Raw genomic sequence first — 23,542 nt, forward strand, 5'->3', positions numbered from 1 at the left:
AATCTTACAATTCTTAGTGTATAATAATTCTTGTGAATAATTTAATAATGTTTTTACTGGTGGCTTTTGGAGCTGCTGTCATTTCTGTAATTCTTACAATTCTTATTCTCAAAAATAAATATGACAAACGACTGTCAGATTTTCAGGATTCAGTTCTTAAAAAGCAGCGTGATGAGGTTCAGAATATATATCAGACAATGAGGGCCTGGCGTCATGATTATCACAATCACATGCAGGCAATAAAGGCTCTTCTTTCCATGGGGAAGAAAGAAGAACTGTCTGAATATTTAGACAATTTGGAAAAAGATCTTGATTCTATTGATATTGCCATAAGAACCGGTAACGTTGGCCTGGATGCAATTTTAAGTTCCAAGGTTAGCATTGCCAGAAAAAATAATATTGAAGTGAACTGTACGGCAAAAGTGCCACAAGACCTGAAAGTGAGCGATGTGCATCTCTGTGCCATCGTGGGAAACCTTTTGGATAACGCTATCGAAGCCTGTGAGAAAATTACTGAGGGAGCGGCTCCAAGATTTATCCGCATTTATATTGGCCTCTTTAAGAGTCAGCTTTACATTTCTGTTTCTAACGCAACTTGCGAAAAGCACCGCCGCCGCTTAAGTGAGCTGGTTACTTCGAAGCTTGGCGAACACGGTTTCGGCCTCCGCCGAATTGATAAGCTGGCAGAAAAGTATGACGGCTACGTGAACCGAAAAAATGAGCCTGGGATTTTCGCGACTGAGGTTATGCTGCCGCTGTGATGTAACGGTGGTTGAGTAGCCCGTAGGGCGTATCGAAACCACATTCTAGAAATGTACCGGTGATTTCGATACGCTTCGCACTCAATCACCGGTACAATTCATGCACCAATTTTTGCATTTCGTGAACTTTTTACTAAAACAATAAAAATTAAATATATAGTCAGGGTATCTTAAAAATTGAGGGGGTCCTCTATGAAAAACGCGAAAAAAGAAAAGAAAAAGCAGAATGGTGTAATCAAAAACATCTGCATCGTTTATTCTGCTATGTTCAAAAGATACCGTTCGGCACCCTGGCTTGTAGCTTTGTACATTGTGGTTTCTGTTGCAATGCCCTTTTTGACAACGCTTACTCCGTCTCTGGCGATCGCTGGAATTTCAAGCGGCAGTATCAAAACCTTTTTGATTTACAGTGCTGCTGCAGTTACTTCCTATTGTGTGCTTACTGCTCTTAAAGGCTTTTGTAACGCAAAGATGATGGCTAAGCATACCTACACCAGAATCGGTTATTTTATGATGAACTTTTTCAAAAAGACAATTCTTACTGATTATCTGAATATTGAGCCTCAGCCGAAACAGAAGCTGATGGGTAAGGCTGTAAATGCTGTAAACTCGGATTGGGAAGGAGCTCAGAATCTTTCCCGTCTTGGTCTTGAGATGATAATCATTCTTTTTGGAATAACTGTTTACGGTACTGCTATTTTTATGCTGGACTGGAAGATTCTTCTGGTTATGGTTTTTATGTTTGCAGGAGATATTCTTTTAAGAAATCATGCGATTAAATTTGGTGATGATCACCGCGAAGATTTTACAGAGGTATACCGTAAAATAAATTATCTTGAAACAAACAGTCTCAGCGTAAGTGCCGGTAAAGATATCAGAATCTATCAGATGAAGGACTGGTTTCATTCCAAGTTTGATTCTCTGATTAAGGCAAGCAAATGCTTCCGCTGGAAGTATCAGCTTAAGTGGTACTGGCCTACAGTTTCTGATACATTCTTTAATTCTCTGCGCGATATTATTGCCTATTCACTTTTGATTCGTCAGGTGCTTGCCGGCCAGATTTCGATTGCGGAGTTTACTCTTTACATTGGAATTGTTTCGGGCTTCAGTGAATGGATTTACAGCGTTTCTGAAAACATGGCTTACCTTAAGGAATCGAGTCACAACTTTAATATGTACAATGAATTTATGGCTCAGAAGGATTTCTTTGAGCATAAGGATGAAGTGGTTTCGATACGTCCTTCGGACTACTCAACCACCGTATGTAAAGATGATGCTCCGGAAATTGAGTTCCGTAATGTCGGCTTTACTTATGAAGGCAGTGACAAGCCTGTTTTGAAAAATCTCAATTTCAAAATAAAGGCGGGAGAAAAAATTGCCCTTGTTGGAAACAATGGGGCGGGTAAAACAACAATCGTTAAGCTTTTATGCGGTCTTTATCCTCCGACAGAAGGCGAAATTCTTGTTGATGGAAAAACAATTGATGAAATTGGTATTGATAAATATCAGGATAAAATCAGCGTATTGTTCCAGGACACAACTCCAATTTCTTTTTCGATTGCAGAAAATGTCTGCGGCTGCGATTTGAATCAGATTGATAAAGCGCGGCTTGACAAGTGCCTTAAGGCTGCAGGTATTTATGACAAAATCCAGACTCTTCCGAAAAAAGAAAAATCTTATATTACCCAGACTCTTGAAGAAGATGGAATTCTTCTTTCTGGTGGTGAAACTCAAAAGCTTCTGCTTGCAAAGGCAATGTATAAGGACGGCTCTTTCCTGATTCTTGATGAACCAACTTCAGCCCTCGATCCGATTGCTGAAAGTAAGATTTATGAAGAATACAACAGCATGGCATCTGACAAAACTTCAGTGTTCATTTCGCACCGTCTTGCAAGTACAAAGTTCTGCGACAAGATTATGTTCCTGGACAATGGTCAGATTGTAGAAAGTGGAAGTCATGACGAGTTGATTAAGAAGGGCGGAAAGTACCGCGAGATTTTCGACATTCAGAGTCACTATTATTCTGAACCGGTGGTTGAGTAGGCGAAGCCGTATCGAAACCACTATCAATGATGGAGAAAAACAATGAAAAATAAAAATGAAAAAGGCACGATTAAAAAGGTTCTGTCACTTGTACATAAACTGGTTCCGGGCTATCTTACACTGCTTATAATTATCCGTGTACTTGCTGCTTCGTTCCCATTTGTCGGAATTATCTTTTCGAGCATAATTCTTGATCAGCTTGTTGCACGTGAAAGCTTTGAAGTAATCATGAAAAATGCTCTTATTATGATTGCAATTGGAAGTTCTCTTGTTCTGATTCGCTGGGGGCTTGAAGCCGCAAACTGGGTAAAGAAGTTTGAACTCTCTCATAAAATCAGTCAGATGATTTGTGATAAAACCTTTGATATTGATTATGACGTACTCGAAAAACACGAAACTCTCGACATGATCAAAAAGGCAAAGGATGGAACAAATTCTTCCGGCGGTATGAGACAGTTCTGCGATAATCTTGCAAGCCTTCTTGAAAAAATCATAAGAATTGTTTATTCAGTTGGAATTCTTGTTTATCTTTTTATTCCAAATCCTAATGCCAGTGGCGAAGGAATTGCCCTGATTCTGAATAAATGGTACAGCCTCTTTATTATGGCCGCCGTTATGATTCTTCATCTTGTAATTTCATTCTTTGTAAATAAAAAATCTGCTGCTCTTCAGATGAAGTTTTTTGAACGCAACGTTTCTTACAACAGATATTTTTCTTACTGGTTTAATCTGGTATTTGATTACTCTATCGGAAAATATATCCGTCTTTACAAAATGCAGAAAGTTGTTCTTTCCCGCGTTCAGCAGACAAACGATACCCTGGAAGAGGAGTTTACCTCTTATCTGAATGACAATCTTAAAATTACCCTGATTCCGGTTTTGACAGAATTTGTACTTCAGCTTACCTGTTATGCTTATGTCGGCTTAAAGGCTGTATGCAATCTGATTAGTGTGGGAAGCTCTTTGAAATACGTTACAGCCTATAAAATTCTCGTGGAGTCTATAACAGGAATTTCTGATACCTTTGTTCAGCTGAATGTTGAGAGTAAATATCTTTCCTTCTTCTATGATTACATGCAGATTGAAAACAAGCGATATGAAGGAACAATTCCAACAGAAAAACGCGATGACAATGTTTTTGAAATTGAGTTCCGTGATGTTTCCTTTAAGTATGCCAATTCAGAAACCTGGGCTTTGCGTCATGTAAATCAGAAAATTACACTGGGAACAAAGAATGCTGTAGTCGGAAAAAATGGTGCGGGGAAAACAACCTTTATAAAACTGCTCTGCCGTCTTTATGAACCTACTGAAGGCCAGATTCTTTTAAATGGTGTTGATATCCGTTATTACGATTACAAGGATTATGCAAAGCTCTTTGCTATTGTATTTCAGGATTTTAATCTCTTCTCATTCCCGTTGGGTGAAAATGTTGCGGCTGGTGCTGAGTATGATAAAAAGCGTGTTCTTGAATGTATTGATAAGGCCGGATTCACAGACCGTCTCAACCGTCTTGAAAAAGGTCTTGAAACAAACCTCTATCAGTACAGTGATGAAAATGGAGTTGAGATTTCCGGTGGTGAGGCACAGAAACTTGCAATTGCCAGAGCTCTTTATAAGGATGCTCCTTTTGTAATTCTTGATGAACCGACCTCTGCGCTTGACCCGGTAGCTGAGTTTGAAATCTATCAGAACTTTGACAACATGGTTAAAGACAAAACTTCAATTTACATCAGCCACCGAATGTCCAGCTGCCGTTTCTGCGATAACATAATTGTATTTGATGAAGGCAAAGTTGTAGAGCAGGGCAGCCACGAAAAACTGATGGAGACAGGCGGACTTTACAGCGAGCTCTGGAATGCCCAGGCCCAGTATTACGCATAAGCTCCGGTGGTTGGAGTAGTACGGTGCTGATGCACCTACCGTATCGAAACCACATTCAGAGTTTCGCGGTGGTTTCGATACGACACTTCGTGTCTACTCAACCACCGGCTTTTGTTAACGGCGCCTTGAAAGACATTTTTCTTGGCGTCGCTACTTTTTCAAACTGCACTGTGTAGGTAGCGGCAGTCTGATCAATTTCAATGATTGTACCGCGGCCAAGAATTTTATGCTCAACAGTGTCGCCCACGGCAAGGTCTGCAAGTTCGGCTTTTTTTGCGAGGATGGAATCTGATTCCTGAATGTATAGCTTGGTTTTTGCGACAAGCTGAGGCGGCAGTTCTACCTCGTAATTAAGAAGGGGCCGGTCGATATCAAAAATAAAACGTGAAGGATAGCGGCCACCTGCGTGCTGGGAAAAGCCTTCGGCTTCGGTAAGGTAAAGCTCTTTCTGGGCACGGGTTACTGCTACAAAGGCAAGGCGGCGCTCTTCTTCCATTGCTTTTAGCGAATCAACTTTTTTGCTGGGGAACATATTCTCGTTCATGCCCGCAATAAAAACTATCGGGAACTCAAGGCCCTTTGCCGTGTGAATTGTCATGAGGCGCACGGCTTTTTTGCTGGATTCAATATCTGCATTTGTATAAAGGGCAGCATGGGCCAGGTAATTTTCCAGTGTACATTCTTCGCCGCAGGAAGTTTCGTATTCGTAAATTGACTGCTTGAGCTCTGCAAGATTATCAAGTCGTTCCTGACTACCTTCCGTTCGTAAGGCAAGCTCGTAGCCGCTTTCGTTCATAAGGTGACTGAAAACTTCGGAAATCTGGCGGCCCGGGTAGGTGGTAGAAAAGCGTTCAATCAGATCAATATATTTTTGCGCAGTTGTGTTTGCAAAAAGCGGATCGTTTACCATAAGTTTAAGGGCCTGGTAAAGAGAACCTCCGTTAGCTTCAACAAACTCTTTGAGGGCCTTTATGCGGCGTTCACCTACGTTGCGCTTTGGCTGATTTACGGTTCGTAAAAATGAAAGGTCGTCTTTGTAGGCTATCATGCGGAGATAGGAAAGAGCGTCTTTAATTTCTGCCCGGTCGAAAAAGGGTACGCCGGAGTTTAATGTGTAAGGGAGTTTTTCCCTCTGGAAGACCTCTTCTATGCTGCGGCTGATGTAGTGGGCCCGGTAAAGTATTGCGATGTCGGAAAGGGCGAACTTTCCGGTGGTTTCGATACGCCCGCTTTGAGGACACTCAACCACCGGAGTTTCCGTAAGCTCGCGGATTTTCTTTAAGATATATTCTGCCTCATCTTCTGCGGATTTGGCGTGATAATATGTCGGTTTAAGATTCATTTAGAAAAAGGTTATCATTCTTTTAACTAATCTTCAAGGTTTAGGATTTTCATGTTCTGCAAAAAGACTTATGGCAGTTTCAAGAAATTGCCGGGTGTTTGGTGAAACTTTAGAAAGATTTAATTCTGTAGGTGAAGGTGAAATTTCCGCAGTGTTCTGTGTATTATTTCTAATACCAGTTACCAAATATTCTACACTTGTATTTAAAGCTTTTGCAATTCTAACTGCAACATCTGCAGGTGGCATAGAGCCTTGTGTGCCTAAATACATATCGAGTGCACGGATCTTTACATCTGCCTTGTAAGCCAATTCCTTTCTGGTTATTCCCAGATATTCAATCTCTTCTCTAAGTCTATCTGCAAAAGTTTCCATACTTTTATAATGTCGTTTTTACGATATAAATTCGGTTGAAACAAACGTAAATACGATATAAAATAACTCTGAAATAGCGTAATTACGATAGGAGTTGTTTTGATCCGGTTTGCCTTTTTGTGCGGCTCTGCACCTGAAAATTTCAATCAAAAAAAATTAGTTGAAATGCATGATTTTCTCATTTCTGAGGCCGGTGGATCCTGGAACGAAAAAGAAATTGCAGAGTTTCCAAACGGAGTCAGTGAATTTTTGCTTGAATGTGCCTTAAACGGTGCTATTGAGATGGGAAGCTGTGAGGGTGAAAAGTCTTCTTGTAGAATATTTCTTTATATCTGCACTGAAAGGCCTGTAAAAGAAAGCAAGCCTACTGTCTGGCTTGGTGGAGAAGAGCTTCAAAAAGAAGTCATCAATCATTTTGTAAATTTAGAAATAGAAGGCATTGACTTTCAGGTTATATATGACGTTTGCGCAGATTATGTAAGCGACGAAGCTCGAGGCTATGAAAAGCCATGAATTACTACTGTGTAATGGTTATGACGGGAGAAGAAAAGCCTTTAGAGATGCAGCTACAGAAGCCTTAAAAGAATATTTTCCTTCTGCCCAGTTTTTTTCTTTTGAACGAAAGCTTTATACAAAACGCAGGGGCTGGTTTGAAGCCCCTCTATTTCCAGGTTATGTTTTCTTTGGTGTTGAAGAATTAAGTGCAGATTTTTTTAAGGCTCTTCGACAGATAAAAGGCTTTTGCCGGATTCTTCGCGATAATAAGAATCCGGAATGTATAATGGGAGAAGCATTAGAAGAACTTCGTATTTTCATTCATAACGGTGAACACTGGGGTATATCAAAAGTTCAATTCCTTCCAGGGCAAAAAATAAAAGCAATTGCAGGTCCTCTTGTAGGCTTGGAAGGTCACATTGTTGCCATAAACAAAAAGAAAAAACAGATTACCGTACAATCGTCACTCACTCTGGACGGAAAGCGCTTTGATTTGCTATATGAAGATGCAGAAGTCGTTTAATAATGTTAAATCTTTATTGTAAGATTGAAAAGTTTATTAAATAGATATATAATAATGTAAAAATCAGTTGCAACTGTTTACGAGGCACGTTTGGTGCATAAATAAGTGCAATGTCTAAATCTCCAGGTTGCAGTGGGGAAAACTGCACCACTATGAGGTCCAAAAACGACCGTCAAAAAGGGAGATGCTATAGACATTGTTGTAAACGGCGGCAGCTTTTTTTATTTTAAAGCAAAAAGATTTTTACTAAACCTTTGTTTTTGTTTTAATCTAGAAATTTGTATTTTCATATTTGATTTAAGAAATATATTAAATACCTTAAATTAATTCCTTTCATACCTCCTTCATATACTTAAGTAACAACTAAATTTGTAAATCTATAACTTTTAAAGTGGTAAAAATGGAACTTTGTAGACTATTAGACTTTAAAGATCTTGGTGATGAGCGTGGAAAACTTGTTGTAATAGAAGGCTCTCGAGATATTCCTTTTGATATAAAACGTGTTTTTTATATCTATGGTTCAGATACAACTGTTATACGCGGACAGCATGCAAATAAAGAGAGTGAGTTTGTTCTTGTAAATGTTGCTGGAAAGTCAAAAGTACGTGTAACTGATGGTGTAGGAGAACATATTGTTGAATTAAATAAACCTATGCAGGCAATTTATATTCCAAAAATGATTTGGAAAGATATGTATGATTTTTCAGAGGATTCAGTTTTACTAGTTATTACAAATACTCATTATGACGGAAAAGAATATATTCGAGACTACGACGAATACTTAAAAGTAATGGGAGTAAAGAAGTAATGAGTGACAATACAACTCCTCTTCTTTCTATCTGTATTCCAACAAACGGGATAATTGAACTTATATTTCCTGTTCTAGACAGTATATATGCTCAAAATGATGTTGAACAGAATCTTTTTGAAGTTGTTGTAATGGATAATGGTGAGAATTCTGAGTTTAAAACTAAGATAAAGGATTTTGCAAATAAACATTCTAACCTTGTTTATAAAGAAACGGATTATAAGGGGTTCTTGAATGAGTCAGAAAGTTATAAAGTTGCTCAGGGAATTTTTATAAAGTTTATAAATCATCGTACAAAATTATTTCCCGGTGCTATTCAATATTTTATCGACTTTATACGCAATAATGAGACTGAAAAACCTTGTGTGTATTTTTCTAATGGAGTAATTAAACAAATAAAAGGTGTCGCTGAATATTCTGATTTTGATTCATATGTAAAAAATCTTCGTGTGTGGTCCAGTTGGTCTACAGGTATGGGGTTTTGGAAAGAAGATTTTGACAGAATCCCAAAAGATGCTGAATTTAATGAACTCTATCCTCATACAACAATTTTATTTAATGAAAAAAAGAAATCAAAATATATAATCGATAACACTGTATTGTTGGATGAAATACCTGTAAGTCATGCTAATAAAGGACGATATAATTTATTTTATGCCTTTGGTATAGAATATCCTGGAATATTGAGTGATCTTCTTCGTTCTAATTCTATATCTAAAAAAACTTTTTTAAGTGTAAAAAAGGAAAATCAAAAATTTCTGATAGGCTTATATCTTGATTTTGTAATTTTAAAGCATCCTTGTTCTTATGATTTATCAGAAAGAAAAGAAAGTCTAAATGTATTTTATAACTACAATAAGATTAAAGCTTTTGCAATTATTCATTTATGTGGTCGAGTCTTAAAATTTCCATTCCGTTGTGTAAAAAGAATAATAAGAAGAGGGTAGAAAAATGAACGTCCCATTTCTTTCATTAAAAGATATAACTGCAAAATATAAAGATGAACTACACGAGGCTGTGATTCGGGTTACAGATAGCGGCTGGTATTTGCAGGGAAACGAAAATAAAGTTTTTGAAGATAATTATGCGAAATATATTGGTACTAAATATTGTGTAGGCGTTGCAAACGGCTTGCAGGCTCTGGAACTGATGATTCGTGCCTGTAAAATGCTGTATGGTTGGAATGATGGTGACGAAATTATTGTCCAGGCAAATACTTACATTGCAACAATTCTTTCTATTTCACAAAATAACTTAAAACCTATATTGCTTGACCCAAATTCTGAAACACTGGAGCTTGAACCAGAAACAATTGAAAAAGCAATTACCGATAAAACTCGTGGCGTAATGCTAGTTCACCTTTACGGGCGCTGTTTGTACAACGAAAAAATTGACGAAATCTGTAACAATCACAATCTTAAGCTTTTTGAAGACAATGCCCAGTCTCATGGCTGTTGTTACAACGGTAACAGAACCGGTTCATTAGGAACTGTTGCCGCTCACAGTTTCTACCCAGGAAAAAATCTTGGAGCATTTGGTGATGCAGGTGCTATTACAACAAATGACAAGGAGATAGCTGATCTTGTTAGAGTCCTAGGTAATTATGGTTCATCTAAGAAATATGTGTTTGACTATATCGGAGAAAATAGCCGTCTTGATGAAATGTCGGCAGCTGTGCTTGATGTAAAACTTCGCCATTTAGAGGATGATAATAACCGTCGTAAGCAGATTGCTAAAATGTATTATAAAGGCATTAAAAATCCTGCAATTAAAATGCCTTCTATTCTTTCAGCTGAGAAAAATGTATTCCATATATTTCCGATTTTTACAAAGAAACGTGATGAATTACAGTCTTATCTAAAAGAAAATGAAATTGGAACAATTATTCATTACCCAATTCCGCCACACAAGCAGGAAGCTTACAAAGAATGGAATAATCTATCTTTCCCTGTGACAGAAAAGATTCATGAACAAGAGCTTAGTTTACCTATGAGTCCAACTTTGTCTGATGAACAAGTTCAGTGGGTAATTGAGTGCTTGAATGAATGGAAATAATTAGGGAAAACTAAATATGAAAGAGATTGGGATTCTTACTTTTTGGAATGTGCCTAATTATGGGACATTTTTACAGGCGTATGCGTTACAGAAAACAATAGCTGCTCTTGATGAAGATTATGATGTAAAACAGATTGCATATCTTGAACCAGTTCATTATCGACAGTACTATGCAATAAATAATATTAAATTTCATTATGGAATTATTGATCCGAGAACATATTTGAATATTGCTAAAAGACTGTTTTCTAGCAAGATTAAAGAGCTTAAGCCGTTCTTAGGTTATTACAAAGATTTCATTCCTTGTACTGAACCACTTACAAAAGCTGATTTGCCAGCTAAGTATTTTGATTCTGTGGTTTTGGGCAGTGATATTATTTGGGATTATTCAATCAGATTCTTTAACAATGATAAGTTCTTATTCGGCGATAATCTAAACTCAAAAAATATTATTTCTTATGCGGCTAGTTTTGGGACTGTAAAGTCAGAAACAGTTTGTCCAGAATATGTGAAAAATAATTTGAAAAAACTTTCTGCAATTTCTGTTCGTGATGAAAACAGCAAAAATCTCGTAAATAAGTATGCGGGAAGAGAATCTACTATTGTTTGCGATCCTACAATATTATGGGATTTTATGAATGACGAGAATATTCCGAATGTAAATGAATCAAAGTATATTATTGTATATGGAAGCGAATTCAAACCTGAATTTATAAAAGGTTGTGTGAATTATGCTAAAAAGAATAATCTGCAAATAATCTGTCTTGATTCTCTTGATGATACCTTTGACTGGTGCGATAAGAATATTAAGCAGAATGAACTGAATCCGTTCCTGTGGCTTGCATATTTTAAATATGCAGAGAGAATTTTTACCTGTACTTATCATGGACTTATGTTTAGCTTGATTTTTAATAAAAAAACAGTTTTCAGCCCAACACATTTTATTATGGACAAAGCTTCTTCTCTTATTGATTATCTAGATTTAAAATCTGTTCTTGTGGATTTCAATACGTTTGAAGAAAAGGCAGATTGGAAATGGGATTATAATAAAATTAATACAAAAATTGATACTTTAAGACAATCATCTTTGCAGTTTTTGAAGGATACCCTTTAATGAGTAATTCTTCTAGAGTAATGAAAAATACACTATCTCTATATGTAAGGATGATTATTCTTACTATAGTTTCTCTCTTCACTGTTCGTGTAAATTTAAGTTCTCTTGGTGCCGCAGATTACGGTCTTTATAATGTAGTTGCCGGTTTTGTTTCGATGTTTAGTTTTCTTTCTGGAACTCTTACGGTGGCATCGCAACGATTTTTTGCAATTGGCATAGGAAGAAACGACTGGAAGGAAGTAAGTAAGTATTTTTCAATTAATTTATTTTTGTATATAGGACTTTGTGGAATTGTAATTCTGTTTGCTGAAAGTGCAGGCCTATGGTTTATAAATAATAAAATGATAATTGATCCTGATCGTTTGTCTGCAGCTGTTATTGTTTATCAGTTTTCAATTCTAAACTTTGTAATAGGTTTAGTTGTATCTCCATTTTTGGCATTGCTTATTGCAGATGAAAACTTGGGAATTTATTCAATTATATCTATTGTAGAAGCTGGGCTAAAACTCCTTGTTGCCTATCTGCTTTATATTACAACTGGTGACAGACTGATTATTTATGGCTTACTACTACTTATAGCTTCTCTCCTAATAAATGGTTTTTATGTTATTTATGGATTAATAAGGTATAAACAACTCAAAATTAAGTTTGTAAAAGACAAGCCTGCTTATCAAGAAGTGTTCGCATTTTTGAACTGGAATATGATTGGTGCTGTTGCAAATGTATGTAAAGCTCAAGGAATAAATATTGTTATTAATCTATTCTTTGGAACTGTTATAAATGCAGCAAGAGGAATAGCCTTTCAAATAAACAGTGTAGTATCTTCATTCTCCTTAAACTTTATGAAAGCAATAGACCCCCAAATTACAAAAAGTTATGCAGCTGGTGATAAGAATAAGTTTTTTGAAATTACTTGCATTGCATCAAAAATTTCTTTTTTTCTACTTTTTATAATTGCAATGCCTTTGATAACAAATATGAAATTTGTTATAGAACTATGGCTCAAAGAAGTTCCGGAATATACTATAATATTTGCAAAATTGGCACTTATAGATGCTCTTATTATGTCTGTAACTGATCCCATTAGTACTGCAGCACAAGCAATTGGCAGATTGAAATGGTATCAAATTGTCGTTGGCGGAATTTTCCTTTTAAATCTTCCATGTGCTTATTTACTTTTGAAAATTGTAGAAAATCCATTAATTCCATTTTTTGTAGGAATAGTGATTTCATTAATTATGTTGTTAGTAAAGATTGTTTTTTTTAAGGTACTGGGACAAGTTTCAATCAAAAAATACATAATCAAAGTCCTGCTGCCTGTTGTCTTAATCGCTAGTGTTGTTTGTGCTTTTGATTATATAGTCTTGAATTGTGCTGATTCATTCTTAAAACTTGTTGTAAACGTACTTATTGAAGTATGTTTCTGTGGTGGTCTTATAGTATTTATTGGGCTGAGTAAAACTGAACGAAAAATATTGTTTTCATGTGTTCCATTCATAAAGAAAGTTACAAGATAATTTATGGATAGCGTATATAAATTACAAGTAAATTGCTGTGGGTGTACAGCTTGCTTAAATGTATGTACAAAGAACGCAATTTTTATGAAGATGAATAATGGATTTAGTTATCCAGTAATTAATTCAGAACTCTGCATAAATTGTGGACTATGTCAGAAAACTTGTCAGTTCGGAAAAACTGTTATTGAAGATTTATATAAAAATGTTAGGTGTTTTGCATTAAAACACAAAGATTTTTCTGTAATCAGTGCAAGCCGTTCTGCAGGTGCTTTTACCGCATTTTCTGATTATATATTGGATAAAGGCGGCGTTGTTTATGGTGCAAAACTTGATTCTGATTTTGTTGTCCGACATCACAAGGCATTGAATAAAAAAGAGAGGGATACTTTCAGAGAATCAAAATATGTTCAATCTGACCTTGATGGAGTATTTAAGAACGTAGCAGAAGACTTGAACGATGGAAAATTTGTTATGTTCACAGGCACTGGTTGTCAGTGTGATGGCTTGAGAGCTTTCTTGAAATACACAAAAATTAGTACTGAAAAACTTATTCTTGCAGATATTGTTTGTCATGGTGTTCCTTCACCAAAAATGTTCAAAGAGTATTTGCAATGGAATGAGAAAAAATATCATGCGGCTGTAAAAGACTTTAAGTTTCGTGATAAGCAGAAATATTCCTGGGAAGAGGGTATTGAAAAACTGACTTTTGCGAATGGGATAGTAAAGTATCAGGATTATTTTACTGGTTCATTGTTTGATTTCTTTATTCGCTCAAGTTGTTATAACTGTAAATATACAACTCCGTACAGAAACAGCGATATAACATTTGCTGATTTTTGGGGAAGTGAAAAAGCTGCTCCGGAATTTACTGATTATAAGCATGGTTGTTCTTTAGTACTATTACATTCAGAAAAAGCAGAAAAGATATTTGATTCTATAAAAGATTTTGTTTTATACAAAGAGGTTCCAGTTGAGGATTGTTTACAACCAAGACTTAAATCTCCAAGAGAGAAAGAGACTTTCATAGATACATATTGGAATGAATATCTTGAATATGGCTTTGAACATATAATGAAAAAATATTTAATAAATTCAGTTATGCTACATAACAAAATAAAACAAATAATTTATAAGTTTTTAAGAAAAATTCTTTCTTTCTCAGTAAAAAAATCTTCTTAATTATATTACTTGGAATTTATAATTATGCAAAAAGAGAATAAATACTTCATCTTTGATAATCCACATAAAATTGGATTAAAAAGGCTTATAAAAGATGTTTTAATTGGACCGGTAAACATCTTTTATAGTCTTAAATTTGCTTTTTGTCATGTTATGCCAGAAGAAAAAAAATATAAAATATCTATCTGCGCAATTTTCAAGAATGAAGCCTTATATCTAAAAGAATGGATAGAATATCATAAGATTGTTGGAGTAGAACACTTTTATCTTTATAACAATAATTCTGAAGATAATTATGAAACTGTACTTGCACCATATATTTCTGATGGTACCGTAACGCTTATACAATGGCCTCAGAATCAGGCTCAAATGCAGTGTTATCATGATGGAATAGAGCGATTCAAGAATGAGACAGAATGGTTGTCTTTTATTGATATTGATGAATTTATTGTTCCCAATTCAACCGACAACATCTATGAATTCCTGAAACCTTTCCAGAAGAAATTCCCAGTTGTAATTGCATATTGGAAAATGTTTGGAACGGGCGGAATGCTTTCCAGAGATACAAATGGCCTTGTTACAAAAGATTTAACTGTCAGTTGGAATAAATATACTGATATTGGTAAAGTATTCTTTAATACAGCTTTTAATTTTAACAAATATGATAAACGAAATGGAATTTTACATCATTACTGTTGGGGAAAAAAAGGAAAGTTAAACTTGCCCCCAGTAAATATATTTGGAAAAATATGTATTTTGGGAAAAAATCCAATTCCACTTGGCACAGATTCTTCAATTTTTCCGCTTCAAATCAATCACTATTTTACAAAAACTTATGACGAATATTTGCAAAAAAAAGCAAAAGGTGATGTTTATTTTAAGATAAATCCACATGACGAAGAATATTTTTACGAACATGAAATGAAAAATCAAAGTGTTGACTATAAGATATATAAATATCTTGTGAAACTGGAACTAGCACTAAAAAAATAAAATTATGTTTCTAATTTCATATCTTAAATTTTATCTATTTCGTAAGAAATACCGGCGAATTAAAAAAACATATGGAGAAATTCATGTAACAGACTGGAGTCCAGCAGACACAAAACTTTACATTGGAAGTTATTGCTCTATTGCACCAAATGTTCGCTTTCTTCTTGGTGGAGAACATCAATTGAATAGTATCAGTACATATCCATTTAAGGTTCAGTTCTTTGGTGAATCACGAGAAGCTGGAAGCAAGGGCGATATAGTTGTAAAAGATGATGTCTGGATTGGCGATGGGGCAATTATATGTAGCGGTGTGAATATAGGGCAGGGAGCAGTTATTGCAGCTGGTGCCGTCATTACGAAAAATGTTGAACCATATGCAATAGTCGGTGGAAATCCTGCACGATTTATCAAATGGCGTTTTGATGAACAAATTCGAAAACAGCTTTGTGAGATAGAGATTGTAAAATTATTCGATAATTTTGTGAGAGAAGATTTACCTTTTATGTATGAAGATTTAACAGAAGATATCTTAATTAAACTTTTGGAGAAATCTAATGGCTAAACCTCGAATACTTGCTTTTTATCTTCCTCAGTTTCATCCCATACCGGAAAATGATGAATGGTGGGGAAAAGGTTTCACTGAATGGACAAATGTCGGAAAGGCGAAAAAATATTATCCTGGTCATTATCAACCTCGTGTGCCAGCTGATTTAGGTTATTATGATTTAAGAGTTCCTGAAACTAGAGAAGCACAGGCAACTTTAGCTAAAGAAGCTGGTATTGAAGGATTTTGTTATTGGCATTATTGGTTTGATAATGATAAGCAACTTTTGGAACGTCCTTTTAATGAAGTTTTATCAACAGGAAAGCCAAGTTTTCCATTCTGTTTAGCATGGGCAAATGAAAGTTGGTATGCAAAACTCTGGGATAAAGATGTAAGAAAAGATAAGCTTTTGATTGAACAAACATACAAAGGGACAGAACAATATACAAAACACTTCTATGATGTTCTTCCAGCATTTAAGGATGAAAGATATATAAAAGTTGACGGAAAACCTGTTTTTGTAATTTATAAGCCATTGGCCTCTCCTGAAATATCTGTATTTATAAGGACTTGGAGAAAATTAGCTGTTGAAAATGACTTAAACGGAATTTTCTTTATTGGACACTGTATAAGTGATAGAAAAAATATCGAAAAATATAAAAAACTTGACTTGGATTCGATAAATACTTGTTGTATTACAGACTTTTTACGAGAAAGATTTTTTATCAATAGACTTCTATCCTACATTTGGGTTCATTTGTTTAAGCGACCATATATTTTTGATTTTTCAAAAGCAAGTAAATTTTTCTTTGATAACAAAATAGATTCTAAAAATGATATTTGTCCATCAATTATAACAGGTTGGGATCATACTCCAAGAAGTGGTAGAAAAGGATTAGTATTAAAGGGAGAAACTCCATTAAAATTCCAGAATTATGCAAGAAGAGTAATTGAAAATACAAAAGGACCTTTTATATTCATCAAAAGTTGGAATGAATGGGCTGAAGGCAATTATATAGAACCAGATTTAAAATATGGAAAAGAATATATAAATGCCCTCAAAGATATTATAAAAAAATAAATGTAGTAGGAAAATATTTTGAAATTTTATCTTATTATCTTTGTATTTTTAATGTTAGCAGCATTAAATGAAAAGAAAAAAAAGATTATAAAGACTTCTTATAAATCATCAATTCTACTAAAAAAGAATATTATTAGTTATTATTTTGTTTTCTTTTTTAGTTTAATAATAATATTAATGGCCGGTATTCGATGGGAAGTGGGGACTGATTGGCCCGCATTTTTAAACGATTTTAATTATTTTAAATCTTCAACATGGAATGAAATTCTACATAGTGTATATGGAGTTACATATGAACGTGGGTATGTGTTTACTGCATTTTTATTCGCAAAATATGTTGGAAATTATTCTGTTTATCTAACATTCCAAATTATCTTTATTGTAATCTGCGTATTTCCTGTTATATATAAATACTCTGAATATCCATTATTTTCCTTCTTAGGCTTTTTTGCCTACAGTTTTTGTTATGCTTTTTCAGTTGCTCGGAGTGGCTTCGCACTGGCATTAAGCTTTAGGGCTTTTGAAGCATTGTTGGAAAAGAAAAATAAGATTTTCTTTTGGTTAGTCCTGCTTGCAACATTATTTCACAACACTGCTATTGTAATTTTATTATTCCCATTATTAAATAAAATAAAACTAACTAATGTAGAATTATTAATTCTAATATGTTGTGCACTTTTCTTTTCATTCTTTACAGAAAAAATACTTCTTGGCATTGCTTCGAATATTCTTCCTGTATCGTATTCTAATCGTATTGTTACATATTTTAATCATAGAAATGAAACGTATGGACTTAATGTAGGAGAATCCGTTCGAATTATTACTAGAGGGTTTGTTGTATTATTAATATTTCTTTGTTTATGGAAAAGAAGAAACAATAATAGAATTAATTTTATAGTTAATATGTATCTATTGTGTATACTTTTATATATTTCATTTTCTAGAATTTCTGTGGCTTTTATACGGCTGTGTTACTATTTTGAAGATGTATCTCAATTTTTGATATTTAGTGAAGTCCTTGTCTATTGCAAAAAAAAATATATTCGAATGTATGTCAAATTAATGATTGTGTTATTTTTTATTGGAAAATTCGTTTCTCGTATTATTGGCGGTAATTTTATTATTCCATACAGAACGATTTTTTAGTTATAAGGAGTTGTTTTTAAATGATTGTGGTCTATGAACCATTTTGTAAAGGTTGGAACCATGTACCTATTAATTCAGATCTTATATTAATTATTTCTGAAAGATTTCCAAATGATGAAATATTCTTTTATGGAGAGCAAGATCATTTAAAACATGTTCGAGATAGGATTAATAATCCTTCTCTTTTAATTAATTATTGTAATATAGATATTGTAAATATTTCACAAGGTAGAATTAATAGTGTTATTAATGAAAGGAAAAACTGTTCGGGTCAGGCGAAAAAAGCCATGTCAGGGTGAAGACATTTTTTTGGACCTAAATTTGTGAGGTACAATATGTCTTCGTTTTCAAATGAACAAATTAAGAATGCTGTGGATTTGTATTTTAAATACAATTCAAAAATCGAAAAAGTCAGACGTGAACTTGGGTATCCAGACCGACATACCTTAAAAAAATGGGTAGATTACTATGAATCTACAGGTGAATATTTCCGACCAAATCGTACTGGAACTTCTCATTATACGAAAACACAGAAACAAATAGCAGTTGATTTTTATATTAAGAATGGAAAGTGTATGAAAGATACAATTAAGTCATTAGGCTATCCTAAAAAGATTCATACACTACATGACTGGATAAAAGAATTAGCTCCATCTGAATTGCGGATAGTAAAGGTCTCTGAAAATATATTAAAATATCCTCAAAAACAAAAAGAACAGGCTATCATTGACTTATTAACAACAGATGATTCTGTTACTGCAGTTGCAAAGAGAAATAAAGTCAACCGAACTAGCCTGTATTATTGGAAGGATAAATTAGTGCATAAAGATTTTGACATATCTGATAAACAAGAGCTCGAAATTGAGGAATTAAGAAGCGAAGCTTCAAAACTCCGCGAAGAAGTTAAAAAACTTCGACTGGAAAGAGATATTCTTGAAAAGGCAGCAGAAATAATAAAAAAAGATCAGGGCATCAAAATAAGTAATCTTTCAAACAAAGAGAAAATGGTGGTAATTGATGCCCTGAGAACTCAGTATCCACTAAAAAAATTATTAATTGCATTAGAAATATCAAAGAGCAGCTATTTTTATCAAGAATCTAAGAAAGGATATGATAAATATAAGACAATACGTCCTCTTATACATAAGATTTTCGAAATAAACCGTTGCTGTTATGGATATCGCAGAATTTATGATTCATTAAAAAAATATGGCATTACACTATCTGAAAAAGTTGTTCTACATTTGATGCATGAAGAACAAATTAAGGTTATACAACCTAGAATGAAAAAATATAGTTCATATGCCGGTGAAATTTCTCCTGCAGTTCCGAATCTTTTGAAACGAAACTTTCATGCTTCTCAACCTAATCAGAAATGGTTAACTGATATTACTGAGTTTATAATACCTTCTGGAAAAGTATATCTATCACCAATTATTGATTGCTTTGATGGAATGGTTGTTTCCTGGACTATAGGCAGGTCACCATCTGCAGAATTGGTCAATACAATGCTTGATATAGCAATTTCTAAGTTGAAGCCAAATGAACGGCCTATCGTTCATTCTGATCGAGGTTCCCATTATAGATGGCCGGGTTGGATAAAAAGAATGAAAAAAGCAAAATTAAGACGGTCTATGTCTAAGAAGGGATATTCTCCTGATAATTCTGCTTGTGAAGGCTTCTTTGGTAGATTAAAAAATGAAATGTTTTATGGACATGATTGGAATCATGTTTCAGTAGATGATTTTGTATATTATCTTGATGACTATATTCATTGGTACAATGAAGTACGTATAAAACATTCTTTAGGAGGAAAGAGTCCTCTGGAATTCAGAAAAGAATTAGGATTTGTTGCTTGATATTGCTTATGAAATTAGCTATAAAAATATAAAATTGAGTGCAGAAAAATGTCGCCACCCCCAAATGGTTGATTTCACCCGGCGCTAACAAAACATAATAAAAATAGTTAAACATAACAAAAACATGAGACTGTTATTTATATTAAATACTTTCCCACATACAATGTTCTTTGTTAAAAAATATACCCCAAAAAAGATTCCTATTATTTTTATGCTGCATGGAAATCTAGAAGAGTTAAGAAAAAAGAAAAAAATATATCATGCTGGTTATTGGATTAAGCCGGCATTTTTTTATAAACGTAAACGTGAAAATCAAAAGTTTCTTGTATTAGGTGAATCTATAAGAACGGAAGTTTTAAAATATATAAATTTTATAAAAAATGACTTGATTTCAATTCCTCATCCATATCAAATGATTTCTACTAAAATTGAAAAAAAATTAAGTCCAAAAATAGTAATGGGAATGATTGGGTCTTTCAGTAATGAAAAACGAAGTGAATTAATTTATGAATTAGAAAATAGAATTAAACAAGAACGAATTCAGAATCTAGAATTATTATTAGTGGGGGCGACTCAAAATAATCTAGAAACCCATGCAGAAACAAATGTGAAAATATGGGGAAATGGTACAAATAAACTGGATGAAAAAGAATATAATTCAGGAATAAAATTATTAGATTACATTTTATTTTTTTGGCCTAATGACAGTTATAAAATGACAGCAAGTGGCGCAGTGTTGGATGCAATCGCACATAGAAAACCAATAATTGCAATAAAAACTTCATATTTACAATGGGTTTTTGAGACTGTAGGAGATATTGGTTTTTTATGTGAGACGTTTGAAGAACTTGTAGATATAGTAATTAGAATATCAAAGAAAGAATTAAAAAATCAATTAGATTTGTTCAGTCAAAACTTTAATAAAGCTCAATTGTTCTTTTCCCGGGAAAATGTGAAAGAGATAATGAATAAAAAAGATGTATGGATGATAAATTCAATGAAATAAATATTTGAAAATTGTCCAAAAAATAGATTTATAAGAGAAGTGTTAATTGTAGATGGAGATTTAAAAATGATTACTGTATTTACACCAACATATAATCGGGCATATACATTACAAAAATTATATGAAAGTCTTTGCAATCAGATTTGCAAAGATTTTGAATGGCTAGTTGTTGATGATGGTAGTACAGATGAAACATCTACTCTTTTTGAGAAATGGAAAACAGAAAATAAAATTAGGATAAATGTTTTATATCGGACAAATGGAGGAAAGTCCACTGCAATAAATCTTGGAGTACAGAATGCCAAAGGAAATCTTTTTTTTATTGTAGATAGCGATGATTTTCTTACTGTAGATGCCGTAGAAAAGCTTGTTTCAGCAGAGAGAAAAAAAAAAATTCAGAATTATTCTTTTCCAGTAGCAGGGTTTTGCTATAGAAGAAAGAATTACCGCACTGGGGAGTTAATTGGATTTTCTCGAAAAACTCTTCCGACTACAGCTTCTTCGTTAGAATTATCATTTAAATATGGATTTGTAGGTGACAAGGCAGAAGTTTTTTATACGGATATTCTAAGACAGTTTCCATTTCCTGATATACCTAATAATAAATTTGTACCAGAAGCACTTGTTTGGTATCATATTGCTGCAAATGGTTATAAGCTAATTATTATAGACGAAGCTATTTATCAATGTGACTATATTGCTGATGGTTATACAAAAAACTTCAAATCTAATCTTAAAAAAAACTGTAGAGGGTTTGCGTTATTTTATAAGGAATGTCTAAAATATCAAGAAATTCCTTTGTTTATTAAAGTAAAATATCTAGTTCGCTTTTTACAGTGTAAATTGTATGAGATGAAAATATGATTCCCAAAATTATTCACTACTGCTGGTTCGGTGGTAATTCATTACCAGAGCTTGCTCAAAAATGTATTGCTTCCTGGAAAGTGTTTCTACCTGATTATGAAATTAAGGAATGGAATGAAAACAATTATGATGTTCACAAGATTCCTTATATATCGCAAGCTTATAATGCAAAAAAATATGCTTTCGTAAGTGATTATGCTCGATTTGATATTCTTTATCAGTATGGAGGAATCTATTTTGATACCGATGTAGAAGTGATAAAATCTCTAGATAAAGTTTTATCTGAAGGTGCTTTTGCTGGACTTGAATCTCCTGGAAAAATAGCAACTGGACTTGGTATAGCAAGTCCAGCGGGGCTCGAAATATATAAAGAAATTCTGGAATCGTATGAAAAATCAGAATTTATTTACAAGAATGGTGTAATGAATCTTACTACTGTAGTGGACCGAGTTACAGGTATTTTTAAAAGACATGGTTTTACAGACAATGATAGTATTCAAAAGTTTAAAGATGTAACGATATATCCTGCTGAATACTTTTGTCCACTTGATCCGAAAACGGGTATATTAAAAATAACAGATAAGTCTTTAACTATTCATCATTACGCTGCAACCTGGACAATTCCTCTTCGTAAAAAATATATGACACTACGAACAAAATTTGCTTCGAAAGTAGGTATTAAATTTGCAAAAATTCTTCTGCTCCCTATGCAAGCAATTTGTATTATTAAAGAAGTAGGACTCAAATCTTTTCTTAAAAAAATCTAAATAAATTCTAAACGAATGCCTTATGAAAAAAATTTTATTTCTCTCAAACACTGCAAATTTTTCGAAATTTAACCGACCTTTTATGCGCTGGTTCAAGGAACAAGGCTGGCAAGTAGATTATTGTTCAGCTGGTGAAGAACAGGTTTTAAACTGTGATAATCAATATTCAATTAGTATTGCTAGAAGCCCCTTCAGTTTAAAAAATATTAAAGCTTTGAAAGAATTAAAAAAACTTCTACAAGAACAGCACTATGATATTCTTCATTGTCATACTCCAATGGGAGGTGTTATTGGAAGAATTGCAGCAAAAAAACTTTGGAAAGAACATAAAATAAAAGTCATTTATACAGCTCATGGATTCCATTTTTATAAAGGGGCTCCACTTTTAAATTGGCTTTTGTATTATCCAATGGAAAAATACCTTGCACGCTTTACAGATGAAATCATTACGATTAATGAGGAAGATTATGAAATTGCAAAAAACAAATTCTAAAATTTACAAAATTGATGGGGTTGGTGTAAATTTTTCGAGTTTTCATGCTGTATCTCAGGAAGAAAAATCAAAGCTTAGAACTGAATTAGGGTATGATAATAAAGATTTTATCATTACTGTAGTAGCAGAATTAAATAAAAACAAAAATCAGCTTATGCTTGTAAAGTGTGTACCGGAATTAAAAAATGTTATACCAAATTTAAAAATTCTTTTAATAGGCAAAGAAACTCTCCCTTTAGTTCGAGATTTTGTTTTAAGTGAAAACTTGAATGATACTGTAAAATTATTAGGATACAGAAATGATGTCAATAAACTTACAATGATAAGTGATCTGGCTTTTTCTGCTAGTTTGCGAGAGGGATTACCGGTAAATATAATTGAAGCTATGGCCTGTGGAATTCCTGTTGTTGCCAGTGATAACCGAGGACATCGTTCTTTAATAAAAAATATGGAAACAGGATTTATATTTAGTCCTAAATCCAAAAAAGAAATGCTTGATGCAATTATCTTACTTTACAAAAATCCTTTATTTCGAAGAGAACTTGGCGCTAGATCTATTGAGGAAGCAAAAAAATATTCCGTAGATATTTCTGTAAACTCAATGGCAGGAATTTATAAAAAGGTTATGTAATTTTTTTACTATAACAAATAATTGTTTACTAAATAAATAAACTAATCACACAAATCCTTGACCTTTGA

The 23,542-nt window shown here is 33.7% G+C and carries 24 protein-coding genes; 22 read left to right on the forward strand and 2 right to left on the reverse strand.

The genetic code is table 11. The features are described 5' to 3' along the window. The first annotated feature begins 32 nt into the window (after positions 1-32). From G626_RS0110010 to G626_RS16165, 3 genes are all read left to right on the forward strand, one after another. Positions 33-761 carry a sensor histidine kinase gene (locus G626_RS0110010; protein ID WP_196800480.1) on the forward strand — a complete coding sequence of 243 codons (729 nt, stop codon included), beginning with the start codon at positions 33-35 and terminating at the stop codon, positions 759-761. 192 nt (positions 762-953) lie between these two features. Further along, positions 954-2,804 carry an ABC transporter ATP-binding protein gene (locus tag G626_RS16160; RefSeq protein ID WP_022932651.1) on the forward strand — a complete coding sequence of 617 codons (1,851 nt, stop codon included), beginning with the start codon at positions 954-956 and terminating at the stop codon, positions 2,802-2,804. 42 nt (positions 2,805-2,846) lie between these two features. Beyond that, positions 2,847-4,685 carry an ABC transporter ATP-binding protein gene (locus G626_RS16165; RefSeq protein WP_022932652.1) on the forward strand — a complete coding sequence of 613 codons (1,839 nt, stop codon included), beginning with the start codon at positions 2,847-2,849 and terminating at the stop codon, positions 4,683-4,685. 97 nt (positions 4,686-4,782) lie between these two features. Here the strand turns inward: G626_RS16165 and G626_RS16170 are convergent, their stop codons facing one another. Further along, complete coding sequence (locus G626_RS16170) at positions 4,783-6,027, reverse strand: ATP-dependent helicase (protein WP_022932653.1); 1,245 nt, start codon at positions 6,025-6,027, stop codon at positions 4,783-4,785. A 33-nt stretch (positions 6,028-6,060) separates the two neighbouring features. Continuing rightward, positions 6,061-6,399 (reverse strand): helix-turn-helix domain-containing protein, encoded by a 339-nt coding sequence (locus G626_RS16175; protein WP_022932654.1) that lies wholly within the window; start codon positions 6,397-6,399, stop codon positions 6,061-6,063. A gap of 165 nt (positions 6,400-6,564) precedes the next feature. Between G626_RS16175 and G626_RS0110035 the strand changes: the two genes are divergently transcribed. The 19 genes from G626_RS0110035 to G626_RS17540 all read left to right on the forward strand — a co-directional run bounded on the left by G626_RS0110035 (position 6,565) and on the right by G626_RS17540 (position 23,474). Further along, the gene (locus G626_RS0110035) at positions 6,565-6,912 is read left to right on the forward strand and encodes a hypothetical protein (RefSeq protein WP_156003297.1); all 348 of its coding nucleotides are present in this window, start codon (positions 6,565-6,567) and stop codon (positions 6,910-6,912) included. Further along, complete coding sequence (locus tag G626_RS0110040) at positions 6,899-7,417, forward strand: transcription termination/antitermination NusG family protein (RefSeq protein ID WP_022932656.1); 519 nt, start codon at positions 6,899-6,901, stop codon at positions 7,415-7,417. The genes G626_RS0110035 and G626_RS0110040 overlap by 14 nt, the downstream gene beginning before the upstream one ends. Before the next feature lie 400 nt (positions 7,418-7,817). Beyond that, entirely contained in the window at positions 7,818-8,225 is a 408-nt protein-coding gene (locus tag G626_RS0110045; RefSeq protein WP_022932657.1) for a sugar 3,4-ketoisomerase, read from the forward strand. Continuing rightward, positions 8,225-9,172, forward strand: a complete 948-nt coding sequence (locus G626_RS0110050) for a glycosyltransferase family A protein (protein ID WP_022932658.1) — start codon at positions 8,225-8,227, stop codon at positions 9,170-9,172. The genes G626_RS0110045 and G626_RS0110050 overlap by 1 nt, the downstream gene beginning before the upstream one ends. Before the next feature lie 4 nt (positions 9,173-9,176). Beyond that, positions 9,177-10,280: a DegT/DnrJ/EryC1/StrS family aminotransferase gene (locus tag G626_RS0110055; protein WP_022932659.1), complete on the forward strand. Its 1,104-nt coding sequence runs from the start codon at positions 9,177-9,179 to the stop codon at positions 10,278-10,280. Between the two features lie 16 nt (positions 10,281-10,296). Then, on the forward strand, positions 10,297-11,394 hold the full coding sequence (locus G626_RS0110060; RefSeq protein WP_022932660.1) for a polysaccharide pyruvyl transferase family protein: 1,098 nt from the start codon (positions 10,297-10,299) through the stop codon (positions 11,392-11,394). Beyond that, positions 11,394-12,911 carry a lipopolysaccharide biosynthesis protein gene (locus tag G626_RS16180; protein WP_022932661.1) on the forward strand — a complete coding sequence of 506 codons (1,518 nt, stop codon included), beginning with the start codon at positions 11,394-11,396 and terminating at the stop codon, positions 12,909-12,911. The genes G626_RS0110060 and G626_RS16180 overlap by 1 nt, the downstream gene beginning before the upstream one ends. Positions 12,912-12,914: 3 nt before the next feature. After that, entirely contained in the window at positions 12,915-14,090 is a 1,176-nt protein-coding gene (locus G626_RS16185; protein WP_081647524.1) for a Coenzyme F420 hydrogenase/dehydrogenase, beta subunit C-terminal domain, read from the forward strand. A 24-nt stretch (positions 14,091-14,114) separates the two neighbouring features. Then, positions 14,115-15,083 carry a glycosyltransferase family 92 protein gene (locus G626_RS16190; RefSeq protein WP_022932663.1) on the forward strand — a complete coding sequence of 323 codons (969 nt, stop codon included), beginning with the start codon at positions 14,115-14,117 and terminating at the stop codon, positions 15,081-15,083. Between the two features lie 4 nt (positions 15,084-15,087). Further along, a complete protein-coding gene (locus G626_RS18355) occupies positions 15,088-15,645 on the forward strand; it encodes a CatB-related O-acetyltransferase (RefSeq protein ID WP_022932664.1) in 558 nt (185 codons plus the stop codon). Then, a complete protein-coding gene (locus G626_RS0110085; protein ID WP_022932665.1) occupies positions 15,638-16,708 on the forward strand; it encodes a glycosyltransferase WbsX family protein in 1,071 nt (356 codons plus the stop codon). The genes G626_RS18355 and G626_RS0110085 overlap by 8 nt, the downstream gene beginning before the upstream one ends. 51 nt (positions 16,709-16,759) lie before the next feature. Further along, complete coding sequence (locus G626_RS0110090) at positions 16,760-17,854, forward strand: EpsG family protein (RefSeq protein WP_196800481.1); 1,095 nt, start codon at positions 16,760-16,762, stop codon at positions 17,852-17,854. A 20-nt stretch (positions 17,855-17,874) separates the two neighbouring features. Further along, positions 17,875-18,153, forward strand: coding sequence for a hypothetical protein (locus G626_RS0110095; protein WP_022932667.1), 279 nt, complete (start codon positions 17,875-17,877; stop codon positions 18,151-18,153). A gap of 36 nt (positions 18,154-18,189) precedes the next feature. Further along, positions 18,190-19,713, forward strand: coding sequence for an IS3 family transposase (locus tag G626_RS0110100; RefSeq protein WP_022932668.1), 1,524 nt, complete (start codon positions 18,190-18,192; stop codon positions 19,711-19,713). Positions 19,714-19,837: 124 nt separating this feature from the next. Then, positions 19,838-20,719: a glycosyltransferase family protein gene (locus tag G626_RS0110105; RefSeq protein ID WP_156003300.1), complete on the forward strand. Its 882-nt coding sequence runs from the start codon at positions 19,838-19,840 to the stop codon at positions 20,717-20,719. A 66-nt stretch (positions 20,720-20,785) separates the two neighbouring features. Next, positions 20,786-21,583 (forward strand): glycosyltransferase family A protein, encoded by a 798-nt coding sequence (locus G626_RS0110110; RefSeq protein WP_022932670.1) that lies wholly within the window; start codon positions 20,786-20,788, stop codon positions 21,581-21,583. Next, on the forward strand, positions 21,580-22,350 hold the full coding sequence (locus G626_RS0110115; RefSeq protein WP_022932671.1) for a glycosyltransferase family 32 protein: 771 nt from the start codon (positions 21,580-21,582) through the stop codon (positions 22,348-22,350). The genes G626_RS0110110 and G626_RS0110115 overlap by 4 nt, the downstream gene beginning before the upstream one ends. A 22-nt stretch (positions 22,351-22,372) precedes the next feature. After that, positions 22,373-22,843: a glycosyltransferase gene (locus G626_RS17535; RefSeq protein ID WP_051142225.1), complete on the forward strand. Its 471-nt coding sequence runs from the start codon at positions 22,373-22,375 to the stop codon at positions 22,841-22,843. Next, positions 22,818-23,474 carry a glycosyltransferase gene (locus G626_RS17540; protein ID WP_051142226.1) on the forward strand — a complete coding sequence of 219 codons (657 nt, stop codon included), beginning with the start codon at positions 22,818-22,820 and terminating at the stop codon, positions 23,472-23,474. The genes G626_RS17535 and G626_RS17540 overlap by 26 nt, the downstream gene beginning before the upstream one ends. Positions 23,475-23,542: the final 68 nt, after the last annotated feature.

Source organism: Treponema bryantii NK4A124, assembly GCF_000421345.1.
Classification (GTDB): domain Bacteria; phylum Spirochaetota; class Spirochaetia; order Treponematales; family Treponemataceae; genus Treponema_D; species Treponema_D bryantii_B.

Excerpts from the sequence above, each read along its gene's own strand:
- G626_RS18355 (WP_022932664.1), top strand. The coding sequence starts at position 15,088 with ATGTTTCTAATTTCATATCTTAAATTTTATCTATTTCGTAAGAAATAC.
- G626_RS17535 (WP_051142225.1), top strand. The coding sequence starts at position 22,373 with ATGAAAAAAATTTTATTTCTCTCAAACACTGCAAATTTTTCGAAATTT.
- G626_RS0110115 (WP_022932671.1), top strand. The coding sequence starts at position 21,580 with ATGATTCCCAAAATTATTCACTACTGCTGGTTCGGTGGTAATTCATTA.
- G626_RS0110110 (WP_022932670.1), top strand. The coding sequence starts at position 20,786 with ATGATTACTGTATTTACACCAACATATAATCGGGCATATACATTACAA.
- G626_RS0110095 (WP_022932667.1), top strand. The coding sequence starts at position 17,875 with ATGATTGTGGTCTATGAACCATTTTGTAAAGGTTGGAACCATGTACCT.
- G626_RS16180 (WP_022932661.1), top strand. The coding sequence starts at position 11,394 with ATGAGTAATTCTTCTAGAGTAATGAAAAATACACTATCTCTATATGTA.
- G626_RS0110045 (WP_022932657.1), top strand. The coding sequence starts at position 7,818 with ATGGAACTTTGTAGACTATTAGACTTTAAAGATCTTGGTGATGAGCGT.
- G626_RS0110050 (WP_022932658.1), top strand. The coding sequence starts at position 8,225 with ATGAGTGACAATACAACTCCTCTTCTTTCTATCTGTATTCCAACAAAC.
- G626_RS0110090 (WP_196800481.1), top strand. The coding sequence starts at position 16,760 with ATGTTAGCAGCATTAAATGAAAAGAAAAAAAAGATTATAAAGACTTCT.
- G626_RS16190 (WP_022932663.1), top strand. The coding sequence starts at position 14,115 with ATGCAAAAAGAGAATAAATACTTCATCTTTGATAATCCACATAAAATT.
- G626_RS16185 (WP_081647524.1), top strand. The coding sequence starts at position 12,915 with ATGGATAGCGTATATAAATTACAAGTAAATTGCTGTGGGTGTACAGCT.
- G626_RS0110055 (WP_022932659.1), top strand. The coding sequence starts at position 9,177 with ATGAACGTCCCATTTCTTTCATTAAAAGATATAACTGCAAAATATAAA.
- G626_RS16160 (WP_022932651.1), top strand. The coding sequence starts at position 954 with ATGAAAAACGCGAAAAAAGAAAAGAAAAAGCAGAATGGTGTAATCAAA.
- G626_RS0110105 (WP_156003300.1), top strand. The coding sequence starts at position 19,838 with ATGAGACTGTTATTTATATTAAATACTTTCCCACATACAATGTTCTTT.
- G626_RS16170 (WP_022932653.1), bottom strand. The coding sequence starts at position 6,027 with ATGAATCTTAAACCGACATATTATCACGCCAAATCCGCAGAAGATGAG.
- G626_RS17540 (WP_051142226.1), top strand. The coding sequence starts at position 22,818 with ATGAAATTGCAAAAAACAAATTCTAAAATTTACAAAATTGATGGGGTT.
- G626_RS0110040 (WP_022932656.1), top strand. The coding sequence starts at position 6,899 with ATGAAAAGCCATGAATTACTACTGTGTAATGGTTATGACGGGAGAAGA.
- G626_RS16165 (WP_022932652.1), top strand. The coding sequence starts at position 2,847 with ATGAAAAATAAAAATGAAAAAGGCACGATTAAAAAGGTTCTGTCACTT.
- G626_RS0110035 (WP_156003297.1), top strand. The coding sequence starts at position 6,565 with ATGCATGATTTTCTCATTTCTGAGGCCGGTGGATCCTGGAACGAAAAA.
- G626_RS0110100 (WP_022932668.1), top strand. The coding sequence starts at position 18,190 with ATGTCTTCGTTTTCAAATGAACAAATTAAGAATGCTGTGGATTTGTAT.
- G626_RS0110060 (WP_022932660.1), top strand. The coding sequence starts at position 10,297 with ATGAAAGAGATTGGGATTCTTACTTTTTGGAATGTGCCTAATTATGGG.
- G626_RS0110085 (WP_022932665.1), top strand. The coding sequence starts at position 15,638 with ATGGCTAAACCTCGAATACTTGCTTTTTATCTTCCTCAGTTTCATCCC.
- G626_RS16175 (WP_022932654.1), bottom strand. The coding sequence starts at position 6,399 with ATGGAAACTTTTGCAGATAGACTTAGAGAAGAGATTGAATATCTGGGA.